This is a genomic window from Arthrobacter sp. TJ-240 (genome assembly GCF_058269195.1).
Genome location: NZ_JBZCNG010000001.1, coordinates 359,838 through 373,655, shown reverse-complemented (window position 1 = coordinate 373,655; position 13,818 = coordinate 359,838). Strand labels below are relative to the sequence as shown.

Annotated in this window: 12 protein-coding genes and 1 pseudogene; 2 read left to right on the top strand and 11 right to left on the bottom strand. The window is 68.6% G+C overall.

Going from position 1 to position 13,818, the window contains the following annotated elements; genetic code table 11:
- Nucleotides 1-12: 12 nt before the first annotated feature.
- The 5 genes from AC4D2C_RS01760 to AC4D2C_RS01740 all read right to left on the bottom strand — a co-directional run bounded on the left by AC4D2C_RS01760 (nt 13) and on the right by AC4D2C_RS01740 (nt 8,703).
- Nucleotides 13-3,198 carry an RICIN domain-containing protein gene (locus AC4D2C_RS01760; RefSeq protein ID WP_490911939.1) on the bottom strand — a complete coding sequence of 1,062 codons (3,186 nt, stop codon included), beginning with the start codon at nt 3,196-3,198 and terminating at the stop codon, nt 13-15.
- 30 nt (nt 3,199-3,228) lie between these two features.
- The gene (locus tag AC4D2C_RS01755) at nt 3,229-5,274 is read right to left on the bottom strand and encodes a beta-galactosidase (RefSeq protein ID WP_490911938.1); all 2,046 of its coding nucleotides are present in this window, start codon (nt 5,272-5,274) and stop codon (nt 3,229-3,231) included.
- Nucleotides 5,275-5,445: 171 nt separating this feature from the next.
- Nucleotides 5,446-6,798 carry an ABC transporter substrate-binding protein gene (locus AC4D2C_RS01750; RefSeq protein ID WP_490911936.1) on the bottom strand — a complete coding sequence of 451 codons (1,353 nt, stop codon included), beginning with the start codon at nt 6,796-6,798 and terminating at the stop codon, nt 5,446-5,448.
- 37 nt (nt 6,799-6,835) lie between these two features.
- Nucleotides 6,836-7,762 (bottom strand): carbohydrate ABC transporter permease, encoded by a 927-nt coding sequence (locus AC4D2C_RS01745; RefSeq protein ID WP_490904850.1) that lies wholly within the window; start codon nt 7,760-7,762, stop codon nt 6,836-6,838.
- Between the two features lie 2 nt (nt 7,763-7,764).
- Nucleotides 7,765-8,703: a carbohydrate ABC transporter permease gene (locus tag AC4D2C_RS01740; RefSeq protein ID WP_490911933.1), complete on the bottom strand. Its 939-nt coding sequence runs from the start codon at nt 8,701-8,703 to the stop codon at nt 7,765-7,767.
- A 95-nt stretch (nt 8,704-8,798) separates the two neighbouring features.
- On the opposite strand from AC4D2C_RS01740, the gene AC4D2C_RS01735 reads away from it, so the two are divergent.
- Nucleotides 8,799-9,833 (top strand): LacI family DNA-binding transcriptional regulator, encoded by a 1,035-nt coding sequence (locus AC4D2C_RS01735; RefSeq protein ID WP_490911931.1) that lies wholly within the window; start codon nt 8,799-8,801, stop codon nt 9,831-9,833.
- 42 nt (nt 9,834-9,875) lie between these two features.
- On the opposite strand, the gene AC4D2C_RS01730 is transcribed toward AC4D2C_RS01735, so the two are convergent.
- On the bottom strand, nt 9,876-10,172 hold the full coding sequence (locus AC4D2C_RS01730; RefSeq protein WP_490911929.1) for a hypothetical protein: 297 nt from the start codon (nt 10,170-10,172) through the stop codon (nt 9,876-9,878).
- Between the two features lie 310 nt (nt 10,173-10,482).
- Between AC4D2C_RS01730 and AC4D2C_RS01725 the strand changes: the two genes are divergently transcribed.
- A complete protein-coding gene (locus tag AC4D2C_RS01725) occupies nt 10,483-10,899 on the top strand; it encodes an ester cyclase (RefSeq protein ID WP_490911927.1) in 417 nt (138 codons plus the stop codon).
- A gap of 94 nt (nt 10,900-10,993) precedes the next feature.
- On the opposite strand, the pseudogene AC4D2C_RS01720 reads toward AC4D2C_RS01725, so the two are convergent.
- From AC4D2C_RS01720 to AC4D2C_RS01700, 5 genes and pseudogenes are all read right to left on the bottom strand, one after another.
- Nucleotides 10,994-11,092 (bottom strand): annotated as a pseudogene (locus AC4D2C_RS01720) (SCO1664 family protein); the annotation flags it as partial.
- Between the two features lie 144 nt (nt 11,093-11,236).
- On the bottom strand, nt 11,237-11,590 hold the full coding sequence (locus tag AC4D2C_RS01715; RefSeq protein WP_490911926.1) for a GNAT family N-acetyltransferase: 354 nt from the start codon (nt 11,588-11,590) through the stop codon (nt 11,237-11,239).
- A gap of 312 nt (nt 11,591-11,902) precedes the next feature.
- Nucleotides 11,903-12,589, bottom strand: coding sequence for an ANTAR domain-containing protein (locus AC4D2C_RS01710; RefSeq protein WP_490911924.1), 687 nt, complete (start codon nt 12,587-12,589; stop codon nt 11,903-11,905).
- Nucleotides 12,590-12,647: 58 nt separating this feature from the next.
- Nucleotides 12,648-12,947: a hypothetical protein gene (locus AC4D2C_RS01705; RefSeq protein ID WP_490911923.1), complete on the bottom strand. Its 300-nt coding sequence runs from the start codon at nt 12,945-12,947 to the stop codon at nt 12,648-12,650.
- Between the two features lie 47 nt (nt 12,948-12,994).
- A complete protein-coding gene (locus AC4D2C_RS01700; protein WP_490911921.1) occupies nt 12,995-13,750 on the bottom strand; it encodes a GAF and ANTAR domain-containing protein in 756 nt (251 codons plus the stop codon).
- Nucleotides 13,751-13,818 lie beyond the last annotated feature (68 nt).

Sequence of the window (13,818 nt, the reverse complement as noted above, 5' to 3'; positions counted from 1 at the left end):
CCAGGTACTGCGCTACTTCGTCAGGTCCACCCGGTACTCGCTCGTGGCCGAGCCGTCCTCGCTCGTCACCGAGATGACGGCGGTCCGGTTCCCTCCGGCGGGCTGGGTGACGGTCACCGTCGCGTAGGGATCGGCGGGAACGGCCGAGACCACGGGCGTCTTGCCCCTGATCGGCGCCGAGTAGCTCGTGACCGACGGCGAGAACCCCGCCACCGGGGTGCTGCCGACGCTGATGCCGGGGAGCGTGGCGTCCGACGAGGTGGCCGGGACGTAACCGAGCACCTCGATCTCGCTGACCACCATGTGCGTGTTCGTGCGGGCCGTCATGACCACCCGCACGGACGACGCCGTCACCGCGTTGAGGGGCAGGGTCACCACGGGAGCCGGGGAGCCCGCGGGGACGCCGACCGGTGCGCCGGAGGACGTCCACCGGCCGTCGGGGCCCTGGACCTGCAGCTGCACGGTCTGTGCGTAGCTGTCCGTGCTGCCGTCGCGGAAGAAGTGCACCTTCACGCCGCCGAGGGGCTGCGCCTCGGGCAGGGTCACCGTCAGGGTGTCGGCCGGGTTCTTGGCGCTGGAGCGCCAGTTGGACCAGGCCTTGTCGCGGGTGTCGCCGTTGAACAGGCCGGCCGTGCCGTAGCCCGGCTCGGTGAACGTCGCGGTCGCGGTGGTGCCGCCGTCGTCGGCCACGTTGTCCGGCGTGCCCTCGGTGACCTGGATGCGGACGGTCGCCGGGAGGGTGGTGCCGTTGCCGGCATCGGCGTTCCCGGACAGCTCGTACACGCCCGGGGCGGGGTAGCTGACAGCGGTGTTCCAGGTGACGGGGCGCTCGACGGTCCCGCCCTCACTGCCCACGGCGGTCACCGTGGACGGCAGGGCCGGGAGTCCACCGACCACGGCCTTGGCGCGTGCGGCCTGCGTGGACACGAGGGTGTCGACCGTGACCGTCAGTTCCGCAGGGAACTGCGCGCCGGTGGCGTCCGTCGCGGTGCCCTTGACCCTCACGGTGCCGGGCTTCCTCCAGCGGTTGTCGTTCGGGATCTTCCACTCCACGGGGATGGCCCCGCGGGCGCCGTCGCGGAACACCGGCGTCACGGTCCCGGGCAGCACGGGCGCGGTGCCGGGGAGGGTGAACGCCGTGGCGGGCTCCACGGACAGGACGGTCTCGTCGATGAGCGTCCAGCGCTGGTTGGCGCCGGAGTTCGCGAGGTATAGGGTCACGGGTGCGCCCTCGGCCGTCGATCCGCCGCCCACCTCGAGCAGCAGGTTCGTGGCGGCGTTGACGAAGGTGTAGGTGCCGTCGCCGGTGGTCGAGGCGATCCACTCCGCCCGCGGGTTCGCACCCGTGGGGGCGACGACGGCGGCGCCGCCCTCGTCGGCCAGCTGCGAGGTGCCGTCGAGCGTGGTGATGGAGTAGCGCTCGCGGTTGGTGCCGTCCTCGCCGAGGCTGGTGAAGCGGAAGAGCTGGGCGGCGTCGGCGGGGTCGGTCGTGCTGATGACGGCGGTGCCGCCCGTGGTCTCGATCGACCTGCCGCTCTGCACACCCTGCAGCCGGTACACGGAGCCGTCCCGGATGGCCGCGGCGTCCTCGGCGACGCCGGAGACGCCTTCCACCACGAAGGTGGTCACGGACTCGGCGGGCACGGTGAGGACGGCGGAGCCACCCTCGATCGCGACGGGCTCACCCTCGACGAGCGCGCCGTCGACGTCGCTGACCACGGGGGTCACCGTGGCGCCCTGCGCGACGGAGCCGAACTTCGAGAAGTCCAGCACCACGGGCTTGGCGTCGGTCGACTCGTTGATGTGCACGACGGCGGCGCCGGTCCCGGTGATCGCGGCGGTGGTGTCGGTGTCGTTCACGGAGACCAGGCGGTCGCCCGGCTGGATGTAGTGCGTGTAGTTCCGCACCGTATTGAACTTGGTGTTCGTGTAGATGGGGCACGTGTCGAGGGTGTCCGCATCGGTGCAGTCGAATGGCATCTGGATGCTGCCCCAGTTGGCGCCGGCCGCGCTCTCGCCGCCGGGAGCCATGTTGTCGTAGTCCTCGACGGGCTGCCAGAACACCCAGGCACTGGGCTCGAGCTCCCGGAGGTCGTCGGTGATGCGCTTGGCCATACCGAGGCCCGGCTCCATGCTGGTGAAGCTCTGGCCGTTGCCCCAGGAGCCCTCGACCTCGCTCATCCACAGCGGCTTGTCCTCGCCCTTGGCGATGTCCCGAACGGTGGTGCGCTGGCCGGTGCCGTAGGTGTGGACGTTGAGCTGGTCCACGAGGGCGCGGACGTCCTCGGGGTAGGAGTTCCAGTTGGTCGCGAAGGTGCCAGGGTTGGTCTCGTCCATCGCGGAGATAGTGGCGTCCGTGTCGGCGTCCTGCAGCTGGGTGGCGAGGTCCCGGAGGACCTGCTGCTGCAGCTGCGGGCCCATGTGGGCGCCCTCCTGGCGACCGCCGGTCGGTTCGCCGGCGGCGTCGAGCTGCGTGCTCCAGTAGTTGGTGTTCGGCTCGTTGAACGGATCGAGCGTGTCCACCTCGATGCCGTGCGCCTTCTCGAGCTCCTCGGTGACGCGCACCAGGTAGGCGTTGAAGTCGGAGATGCTCTCGGGCTTCAGCTGGTCGGCGGTTGAGTTGAACCCGCCCGACGTGTAGCCGCTGACGGTCTGGAACCAGGGCGGGGAGTTGCTGAACGTCTCCCAGTGCGTGATGTCCTGCTTGATGCGGTCGATCCACCAGCGCTGCGTGGCGTCCGCCTCTAGGTTCCAGTCGGCCGGGTCCTCGGGGTCGAACCAGTCGGTGTCCTCGCGCGTGGTCCCCTCGGGCGCGTTCCACCAGCCTTCGACGGCGCCGCCGGGACGCAGGTAGTCCTTCACGTCGGGGGCGTTGCCGCCGCCGATGTTGTAGCGGGCGATGTTCAGGTTCAGGCCCTCGGGCCCGAAGACCAGCTCCGCGAGGCGGTTCCGGATCTCGTCGGGGTAGTCCCCCGTGGCGTTCGCGAACCAGACGAGGCTCGTGCCCCAGCCCTCGAACTCCTCACCCTGGTAGGAGGGGTCGGGCGTGAGGGTGAGGGCGCCGTAGGGCACCGCGGCCGGTGCGGGCGGGACCGGAGGTGCGGCCTGCGCCGCACCCCCGATCATTGAGGCGGCGGCCAGGACGGCGGCCACCCCCGTGGCGGCGGCCTGAGTGACACGCCTGGATCGATTCGTCATTGAACGGGTTCCTTCCAGCAAGGGGTTGAACTACGAGACGGTGGTGCCTGAGACCTTCCTCGTGAGGACGGCGACGGAGCGGGGTGTCAGCTTCGACTCCTCGCCGGTGAGCGTGTCGCCGTCTACGCCGGTGATGTCCACGGGCGCGTCGGTGCGGTTGATGAGGAAGACGTAGTCGGCGTCGTCGCCGGTGCGGATAACCTGCTCGACGGCGCCCCGGAGCTCGGCGGGCAGCTCGCTGGCGATCCCGGCGCGGGCGGCGAGGTCAGCGAGGACCGGTGCGATGCCCTCGGCGCCGAGGTGCGCGCCCACGTAGGCGGCGCTGCCGGCCCCGACGGCGCGGCGCGTGACGGCGGCATCACCGCCGTGCTCGCCGCTCGCGTAGCGGGTGAGCACCTCGACGTCATCGGCGCGGGGGTGCACGCGGTCGGCCCACATGGTCGCTACGGTGCCGTTGTCCAGCTGCACGGCCTCGCCGTCAAGCAGGGGGCCGAACTCGTCGATGCGCACGCCGAGCAGGTCGGCGAGGGCGCCGGGGTAGCCACCGAGCCAGATGTGGTCGTTCTCGTCCGTGATACCGCTGAAGTAGGTCGCGACGAGGTGCCCGCCGCCGCCCGCGTACTCCTCGAGGCGCGCCTTCAGCGCCGCGGGGACGGTGTGCAGGATGGGCGCGACGACGAGGCCGTAGCCGGTCAGGTCCGTCGCGGAGGGGACGACGTCGGCGCGGATGCCGAGGGCGAGGAACGCCGAGTACCAGTCCAGGGCCTCCTGCTTGTAGCGCAGGCGGTCGGACGGGTGGGAGTCCTGCTCGGAGGCCCACCAGGAGTCCCAGTCGAAGAGGATGGCGGCGGGTGCCGCGCTGCGGCGCGATCCGACGACGGCGGAGAGCTCGCCGAGCTCGCGGCCGAGGTCCACGACGTCGCGGAAGATCGGGCTGTCCTCACCGGCGTGGGGGACCATCGCGGAGTGGAACTTCTCGGCGCCCGCCTTGGACTGCCGCCACTGGAAGTAGCAGACGGCATCGGCGCCGTGGGCCACGTGGGTGAGGGAGTCGCGGCGTAGCGCACCGGACTTCTTCGGGGTGTTGACGGGCTGCCAGTTCACGGCGCTGGTGGAGTGCTCCATGAGGAACCACGGCCTGCCGCCGGCGATGTTGCCGGTGAGGTTCGCGGAGAAGGAGAGCTCGTCGACGGCCTGCGGACCGGGGACGAAGTAGTGGTCGTTGGCGACGAAGTCCAGCTCGGCGGCCCAGTCGGCGTAGTCCATGCCCTTGGTCTCGCCCATGACCATGAAGTTGGTGGTGATGGGGATCTCCGGGGTGATGCTGCGCAGGATATCGCGCTCCTCGCGCAGGTACTGCTTGAGGGCGTCCGAGGAGAAGCGCTTGAAGTCCAGCTGCTGCGTGGGGTTGGGGTGCGAGGCGGCCTGGCGCGGGGGCAGGATCTGCTCGAACCGCGTGTACCGCTGGGACCAGAAGTCGGTGCCCCAGGCGTCGTTCAGGGCGTCGATGCTGCCGTAGCGGTCGGTGAGCCACGTGCGGAAGGCGCGGGCGGCGTCGTCGGAGAAGTCGTAGATGTTGTGGCAGCCGAGCTCGTTGGAGATGTGCCAGGCGCACACGGCAGGGTGGTCCTTGTACCGCTCGGCCATCACCGCGACGAGCTTCAGCGCGTGCTCGCGGAAGACCGGGCTGGTGGGGCGCCAGTGCTGGCGGGCGCCGGGCCACAGGGTGCCGCCGTCCTGCGTGACGGGGAGGATCTCGGGGTGCTCGGTGGCGAGCCACGGCGGCGGGGAGGCGGTCGCGGTGGCGAGGTCGACGGCGATGCCGTTGGCGTGCAGGAGGTCGATGACCTCGTCGAGCCACGCGAAGTTCCAGGTGTCCCGTTCGGGCTGCAGGCGTGCCCAGGAGAAGATCGCGAGCGACACCACGTTTACGCCGGCCTCGCGCATGAGCCGTACGTCCTCGTCCCACGTCTCGCGCGGCCACTGCTCGGGGTTGTAGTCGGCGCCGAAGGCCATGCGTGCTCGGTCGGGCTCGGACGGCCAGCGCAGCCAGCGGTGGGGAGTGGGTGTCGACACGGTAGTGCTCCTTGACGGTGATTCTCGAGGCGTTCAGGCGCGGTTGCGCCTCCCGCCGTCGTCGGGCGCCCCTCGTACAGGGGCGGGGGCGACGACGGTGGGATACAGCGGGGGAGTGGAACGAACCGGGCGGGTGCGCGCGAGCTCCCGCCCGGTCCGGGTTCGGTGGTACTACTCCGAGACGGTGAAGCCCTGCTCGGTGCCGTACTTGATGCTCGCGTCCTGCCAGCTCTTCAGCCCGTCCTTGAGGGGGGTGTCGGAGACGTAGGCCTGGCCCACGGTGTCGTTGAAGACGCTGTTCGCGTAGACCTGGAAGGGAAGGTAGGACCAGCCTTCGGAGACGTTCTGCGCGGACTCGGCGAAGATCTCGTTGGCCTTCTGGCCGCCGAAGTACTCGAACTCGGCGTTGAGGAACTCCTCGGACTCGAGCGCGGCCGACGTCGCGGGGAACGCGCCGCCGTCGATCCTGGTCTGGACGCCGTCACCCACGTTGGCGTAGTCGAGGAAGGCGTACGCGAGGGCGCCCTGCTCGCTCGCTGCGGGGATGGTCAGCGAGGAGCCGCCGTTCTCGGCGCTCGCGGTGCCGCCCTCTTCCCACTGGGGGAGCGGTGCCGCACGCCACTTGCCGGCGGCCGCGGGGACGCCGGAGGTGAAGTTGCCGGGCATCCAGGCGCCGGTGGCGAGGGTGGCGATGGTGCCGGTGCCGAGGCCCTGGTACCACTCGTCGCTCCAGGAGCTGATGGGGGCCAGGAGGTCCTCGTCGAGGAGCTGCTGCCAGGTCTCGGCGAACTTCGTGGAGCCCTCGTCGGAGAAGTCGACCTTCACGTCGGTGCCGTCCACGGTGTAGGGCTTGCCGCCGGCCTGCCAGATGAGGCTGGTGGCGAAGCCGGCGTCACCCGTGTCATTGGCGATGTACACGTTGGGGTCGGCCGCGTGGAGTGCGCGGGCCGCTTCGACGTATTCGTCCCACGTGGTGGGGACCTCCACGCCGTACTTCTCGAAGACCTCGGTGTTGTAGAACAGGGCCATGGGCCCGGAGTCCATGGGGAGGCCGTAGATGCCCTCGTTGGCCTGGACTGAGCTCCACGGGCCGGGGCTGAAGGTGTCCGCGAGGTCACCGGCGCCGTAGCCGCTGAGGTTCTGGACGGATTCGGCGAGGGCGAACTGGGGGAGGGCGTAGTACTCGATCTGCGCGACGTCGGGCACGCCCGATCCGGCCGCGATGGCGTTCTGCAGCGCCGTGTACTGGTCGTTGCCGGTGCCGGCGTTCACGAGGTCGATGTTCACGTTCGGGTGCTCGGCCTCGAAGTCCTCGACGACCTTCTCCAGGGTGGGCTCCCACGCCCACACGGTGAGGTCGCCGCCGGCCTCGAGGGCCGCCTGGACGTCGTCGGCGCTGACCTCTTCGGGGGCCGCACCGCCGGCGTCGTTCCCGCCTCCGCCACCGCAGGCGGTGAGGGCGAGGGCCGCGGCGAGGGCGAGTGCCGAACCGCGCAGCACTGCCGGGGAGAATCTGCTCTTCATGGGGTTCCTTTTCACATCATCGTTGTCGGAAGGGGCTTTACTCTTTGACGGCGCCGGCGCTGAGGCCGGACTGCCAGTAGCGCTGCAGCAGCAGGAACGCTGCGATCAGCGGGAGGATGGTGAGGAGCGAGCCGGTGATGACGAGGTTGAAGATCGCCTCGCCGCCCGCCGTCGAGGCCTGTGCGTTCCACGCGTTCAGGCCCAGGGTCAGCGGGTACCAGGCCGGGTCCTTCAGCATGATCAGCGGCAGGAAGTAGTTGTTCCAGGTGGCCACCATGGTGAACAGCAGCACCGTGACGATGCCCGGACCCAGCAGCGGCAGGCAGATCTGGAAGAACGTGCGGAACTCCCCGGCGCCGTCCATGCGGGCCGATTCCAGCAGCTCGGTGGGGATGGCCTCGGAGGCGAACGTCCACATCAGGTACAGGCCGAACGGGGAGATGAGGGACGGGATGATCACCGACCACGGGGTGTTGGTGAGGCCCATCTCGCTGAACATGAGGAACGTGGGAACCGCCAGGGCGGTGCCGGGTACGGCCACCGCGCCGATGACGACGGCGAACACGGCCTTCTTGCCCGGGAAGCTGAACTTCGCAAGAGCGTACCCGCCGAGGACGGCCAGGAACGTCGCCCCGCCGGCTCCCACCACCACGTACAGCACGGTGTTGAGGAACCAGCGGCCGAAGATGCCGTCGTCGTAGGCGAGGGTGTCGCCGATGTTGCCGAAGAGGGCGAAGTCGCCGCTGAACCAGAGGCCGAACGAGGTGAAGAGATCGGCCTGGGTCTTGGACGAGTTGATGAGCAGCCAGACCAGCGGGATGAGGCTGTAGATCAGGACGATCCCGGTGAGGACGGTCAGCAGGACGCTGCGCTTCGGGTTGTCGACGCCGCGGCGCGTGCTCTTCATGCGCACGTACGCGGGCTTCGGCTTCTGGGTGCGGGTGGGTTCGACGGCGACGCTCATGGTCAGCCCTCCTTCCGCATGCCGCGCAGCTGCACGGCGTAGGCGATGACCATGGTGATGACGCCCATGATGATGGCCACGGTGGCGGAGTAGTTGTACTGCTGGCCGGAGAAGCTCAGCGAGTAGGCGTACAGGTTCGGGGTGAAGTACGTGGAGATGGAGTTCGGCGCGAGGCTCTGCAGGATGGCGGGCTCGTTGAAGAGCTGGAAGCTGCCGATCACCGAGAAGATGGCGGCCACCACCATGGCCCCGCGGATGGCGGGCAGCTTGATGGCGGTGACGAGGCGGAACTGGCTGGCGCCGTCGATCTCCGCGGCCTCGTAGAGGGACTTCGGGATCACGCTGAGCGCGGAGTAGAAGATCAGCATGTTGTAGCCGATGAACTCCCAGGTGACGATATTGCCGATCGAGGCGAGGATCAGCTCGGGAGAGAGCGGGTTCGGCAGGCTGATGCCGAGGGCGCTGTTGATGTTGCCCACCAGACCGAACCGCGTGCCGTACATGAAGCCCCACATGAGGCTGGCGACAACGGCGGGCACCGCGTACGGCAGGAAGATCGAGATGCGGAAGAAGGACTTCCCGTAGAGCCTGCCGCTGTCCAGGGCCAGTGCCACCAGCAGGGCGATCAACAGCATGACCGGCACCTGCACCGCGAGGAAGAGGACTACGCGGAGGAGGGAGGACCAGAACTGGGAATCCTGCAGGGCCTGGCTGTAGTTGGCGAGGCCGACGAAGCCGTTGCCGCCCACGAGCTGGTTGCGGAAGAAGCTGAGCCAGATGGAGTAGGCGATCGGCGCCAGGAAGACGACCGCGAAGACCGCCATGAACGGGCCGATGAACAGCCAGCCGGACCAGGAGCGCTTCTGGGGGCGCTTCTGCACTCGCTTGGCGGGCTTCGGCTGCATGCCGAGCACGGCCGGTGGGGGAGACGCCGTCGTCATGGGTGGATCCTTCTGACTCAGTCGATGATGTTTGCGTAAACATAGCAGGGCTCAGCTCTGGATGTTTACGTAAACATTGTTGTTACGATGGTCACATGTCCTCCCCATCGCGTCAACACCTCCTCCGTGAGGACCGGCGCGTCTCGATGTCGGACGTCGCCCGCCTGGCTGGCGTCTCGGCGCAGACGGTATCGAGGGTGTCCAACGGCAGCCCCGGCGTCATCGAGGCGACGCGGCAGCAGGTCATCGCCGCGATGGACGAGCTGGGCTACCGGCCCAACAGTGCCGCGCGGGCCCTGAAGCGGGGGAGTTTCCGGACGCTCGGCGTCATCCTCTTCACGCTCTCCACCACCGGCAACGTCCGCACTCTCGAGGCCATCGCCGCGCGCGCCGCCGAGGAGGATTACGCCATCACGCTGATCCCCGTGTCGGCGCCGACGCAGGCGGGTGTACGGGGCGCCTTCTCGCGGCTGAACGAGCTGGCGGTGGACGCGATCATCGTGATCATGGAGGTCCATCTGCTCGACGCCGCGACGGTGTCCCTGCCGCCGGGCGTGCACGCCGTGGTCGTCGACTCCGATGCGAGCGACGGGTACAGCGTGATCGACACGGACCAGGCCGACGGCGCGCAGAAGGCGGTGGAGCACCTGCTGGACCTGGGACATCCGACGGTGTGGCATGTTGCCGGGCCGTCGGCGTCCTTCGCGTCCGAGCGGCGCGTGAACGCCTGGCGTTCCACCCTGGCTGCACGGGGTCTGGAGGAGCCGCCGCTGCTGCGCGGGGACTGGTCGGCGGACTCGGGGTACGTGGCAGGGCTGTCCCTTGCCGCGTCGGACTGCACTGCGGTCTTCGTGGCGAACGACCAGATGGCGCTCGGGGTGCTGCGGGCGTTCCACGAGAAGGGCATCCGCGTGCCGCAGGACGTCTCGATCGTGGGCTTCGACGACATCCCGGACAGCACCTCCTTCAGCCCGCCCCTGACCACGGTGCACCAGGACTTCGCGGAGGTGGGACGGCGCTGTGTGGACAAGGTGCTGAAGCAGATGCGGGAGAACTCGACGGAGCCGGGACGTGAGCTGGTGCCGACGCGCCTGGTGGTGCGGGAGAGCACTGCGGCGCTGAAGGGTTGAGCGCGTCTACGGGTGGTCGGGTCCGTGTGCATCCGCTCCCGCTCAGGCGGTCCAGCCCAGGAAGGTGCCGCCGACCCACATCGCGCCGAACCATGTGACCATCGCCGTGACAGGTACAAGAAGCACCCGGTAGGACTGGCGTAACGCCAGCTTCACGCCGACATAGGTGAGGATCAGCCACCAAACGAGGAACAAGCCCACAGCCCACAGAGGGGCGGCGAGGCCGCTGACCAGATAGAAGTATCCCGCCACCAGTTGCGTGGCCCCGGCAAGCACGGTAGCCACGAGATAGAGCACGAGCCTGGCGCCGTGCTTGGCCGGGCGCAGGGGATAGCGCATGCCTTCAGGGTATTGCGGTCGTGAAGCGGTGTCGCTGACCACGCCATCCCGTGCGCTGGATCTTGATGGGGGTCCGGCGAGAAGCTGTCCACCGGTCCGCGTCCACACGTGGTGAGGACGGGGGCCATCGGGACGTCCACTCGGCATGTTGGGGGGGGTGACCGACGATGGGACGAGTGGAGCGCCGGTTCGACAGCGGGTCCTTGCCTGGCCGCCGACACCGGCTCACACTGGCCGGAGGTGGACGGCGAGCAGCGCCTGGAACGATGTACGAGGAGCCGTAATGGCAGCTGGTCCAGATGTGCGTGGAGTGTACGAGGGAATCATCGATGCGGTCAGCGCCCGTGATGCTGTGGCCCTGGAGGGTCTCATCGCCGCTGATCTGATCGACCACATGCCTGTTCCCGGTCAGCCTGCAGGGCGCGCGGGCTTCATCTTCTGGATGCACAGCATGCATGCCGCGGCCCCCGACATGACGGGCGTCGTCTGTGACACCGTGATGGAGGGCGACAGGGTTGCCGGCCGGGTGCTGTGGACCGGCACGCATACAGGGGCGTTCCTGGGTCTGCCCGGCACCGGCAAGCCGATGACCATCACCGCCATGCACCTTGTCCGGTTCAGGGGTGGCGTGGCAGCGGAATGGTGGGGCGCCGCGGACCTCCTCGGTGCTGCGATGAGTCTGAATGCCCGCTTGCAGCCTTCCCCCCAGGCAGGCGGCCTGCACTAGCCGTCGTGCCGGCTCTCCTTCCCGGTGACCCTGAAACCGCGTGAGGGTCGCAGGATCTCTGCCGCGGCGTGAGGAGTCTGCAGCCGCAGCACGTCTAGAACAGCGGCCAGGGCACTGCCGGCATCTCACCACGCGGCGCCGGAAACCGCCCCGCCGAACGCAACCGGGCACACCGTGCGGCGAGTGCAGGGACAGCACCTCCTTCAGCCCACCCCTGACCACGGTGCACCAGTGGTCCACGCCGTACCGGTGCCCGCCGTTCATGGCGAGGATCTCGCAGCAGGCTGGGGAACGCGGAGGCGCCGGTCCGCGGTGCCGGACGGGATCGCCGGTGGGCTCAGTGTCCGGGGTCGGAGTCCGCGTCAGGGCAGCCGGGGTGATCCGCGAGGAATGAGAAGGCCATCGAGCACTGCGGAACGAGGCTCAGGCGTCGTCTGTGGGCGTCGAGCACGATGTGGCGCATCAGGGTCACGTCCATTCCCTGGTCTCGGAATCCGGCGTGTTCCACTCCGTCGGTCAGGACGACCTGCCCTCCCCTCACCGTGTACGTGAGGTGAGCGGCGAGGGCGCCACCGATGAGTAGTTCGAAACGACCGTCGACGGGATTGTCGCGGAATGTCTCCTCGAGCCGGTGTGCGTGACCGCGATCCATTGCCTGCTGCGCCCGCGCACCGGGTTCGCCGGACGTCACCTGGTGATCCTCGTCCGGACCGCTGGCCGGATGGGTGGGTATTGAGCGCCCCGGAGGCGCGGGACGGCGGGGCAGACGGGATCTGTCCGGGCCGGATTGGGAAGTTCGTGCATGGCCGTTCTCTGTTTGTCCGAAACCTGGCCCGTGGCTAAACCCCGGTCTCGTGACCAGCCTAGCGGGCAGTTCGTTCCGAGAACCAACCAGGCTAGTCCTTGCATTTCCCAGCACGTCCGCCTCGCTCGGCGACCGACGCCCAATTCTGCGCAGCACTTCCGGAATCGGCGCCCATCAGGAGCATCAGGGGTGTTCGGGTCAGAGTGCGTGGAAGAGCTCCAGCAGGGCCTGATCTCCGGACTTGGGCTGATCCTGGGTGAGCAGGCCCGCCCGGTCGATGATCTCCTGTGAGATGACGACGACTTTGCGGTTGGTGTGCTGGCTGTGGGAGCTGATCCGGTCGAAGGCCTCGGTGGCGTTGAGGCCGGCCCGTCCCATGAGGATGCCCTTGGCCTGCTCGATGACGGCCCGGCTTGCCGCGGACGCGGCGACGGCTTCGTTGGCGAGGCGGTGGGTGTCGGCGTGAATGGAGCGGGTGAGGTCGACGACCAGCGCCCACACCCCGACGGGTTCGGTGTCATTGAGGATCAGGTCCGCCGAGATGAGGAGTTTGTGGGTGTGCCCGTTGAGGTCACGCAGGGAGGTGTAGACCGATGAGGGTCCTCCGACCGTGGTGACCTTGGTCCAGAACGCCCGCACGGAGTCCCGGTCCGCCGGCTCGACGTGGGACATACCGAGTTCGAGGGTGGGGACGACGTCGCCGCGTTCGTAGCCGTGGATCCGGTACAGCTCATCCGACCAGTGGTAGACGTTCTCGGCGAAGTAGTGCTCGACGGTGCCGGTGGGGCAGTCGATGAAGTACTCGACGCTGGACACGGCCCCGGACACGGGTACAGCGGGCTCGTTGGTGGTGGTCATGGGGAAGCCGTTCGACGTGCTCGACACGGGCTGGCGTCTTAACCCGTGTCCAAACGGACAGATTAGCAAAAACCCGCGCCTCGTCCTATCCCGCGGTATCCGGGCCGTGTCCTCCGCCGTCCTCGCTCAGCTCATCGAGGATGTTCAGGACACCTGTTGCGTCCGGGGCGATCGGGTCGTTGGTGGGGTCGTTGTTGTAGGGGGCAGTGGGTGGGGGTGTTTCGGTGATGAGTTCGTTGACTGCGTGGGAGACGAGGTTGCGGTCCTGGGGGGTGAGGGGGGTCAGTCCGTTCAGGTAGGCGTCGATCTCGAACTCGTCAGCGTTCCCGGTGAGGGAGAAGTAGCGGAGCCAGACGTTCTGCAGCTCGAGCCCGCTGGCGTGCATGGCGTGCAACGTGCGCTGTCGTTGCTCCTCGGGGGAGTATCCGGACATCACTGACCCGGGGTGGTGGGTCTGGTGCCGTCCTGACGCTCGCTGATCCTGGCGGCCATGGCGCCGATGGTGGTGTCCGCGTCGGTGGCGAGCTCGATCAGGTGGTTCATGGCCGCCTGCCGGTCCAGGTCGAGGCGTTCCATCAGGATGCCGCGGGCCACGCCGATGGTGTCCCGTTCGGCCAGGGACGCCTTGACGTCGTTGCTGATCCGCTGCGGGGTGTCGCTGGCCTGGATGTGGCCGAGCAGGGTTGCGGCGGAGCGGGCGAGGTTGATCAGCAGCCGCCGGTCCTCGTCCGTGAAGGCATCGACGGTGTTCGAGTAGACCTTCATCGCCCCCAGTCCTGCCGGCGTGTTCAGCAGGGGCACGCTCAGGCAGGAGCGGACACCGATTGGTTCCACCGCCGAGGCCCACCGCGGGAATCGGTCATCGGTGCGGATGTCGGGGATGTAGACGGACTGACCCAGCGACCAGGCCGTGATGCACGGCCCTTCCCCGAATTCGTACTGCAGGTCATCGGCTTCGAGCACGCGCGGGTCCGTCGCCCCGACGCTCATCCGGGTGCCGTCCGTACCGATGATGCTCACACCCGCGCCCTCGGCGGCGCCGATGATGTCGCGGGCGATCTCGGCGAGCCCGTCGACGGCGTCGTGGGCGGTCTGCTCGGTGAGGAGGTAGCCGTTGGTGCGCCCGAAGACCGCCAGGAGCTCAGGAGGAAGAGAGGAAGAGGAGGAGGGTTGGGCGGTCGTATTCACGGTGGGCCTTCAACTGTGCTGCAGGGGTGCCACCCCTGCCGGTTGGGGGCTGTCTGCTCAACCCCGAT

Bases quoted from the DNA above. Each gene is read 5' to 3' on its own strand.
- AC4D2C_RS01745 (WP_490904850.1), bottom strand. From the start codon at position 7,762: ATGAGCGTCGCCGTCGAACCCACCCGCACCCAGAAGCCGAAGCCCGCG.
- AC4D2C_RS01735 (WP_490911931.1), top strand. From the start codon at position 8,799: ATGTCCTCCCCATCGCGTCAACACCTCCTCCGTGAGGACCGGCGCGTC.
- AC4D2C_RS01740 (WP_490911933.1), bottom strand. From the start codon at position 8,703: ATGACGACGGCGTCTCCCCCACCGGCCGTGCTCGGCATGCAGCCGAAG.
- AC4D2C_RS01705 (WP_490911923.1), bottom strand. From the start codon at position 12,947: ATGCACGCCAGCGGGCTCGAGCTGCAGAACGTCTGGCTCCGCTACTTC.
- AC4D2C_RS01760 (WP_490911939.1), bottom strand. From the start codon at position 3,198: ATGACGAATCGATCCAGGCGTGTCACTCAGGCCGCCGCCACGGGGGTG.
- AC4D2C_RS01750 (WP_490911936.1), bottom strand. From the start codon at position 6,798: ATGAAGAGCAGATTCTCCCCGGCAGTGCTGCGCGGTTCGGCACTCGCC.
- AC4D2C_RS01730 (WP_490911929.1), bottom strand. From the start codon at position 10,172: ATGCGCTATCCCCTGCGCCCGGCCAAGCACGGCGCCAGGCTCGTGCTC.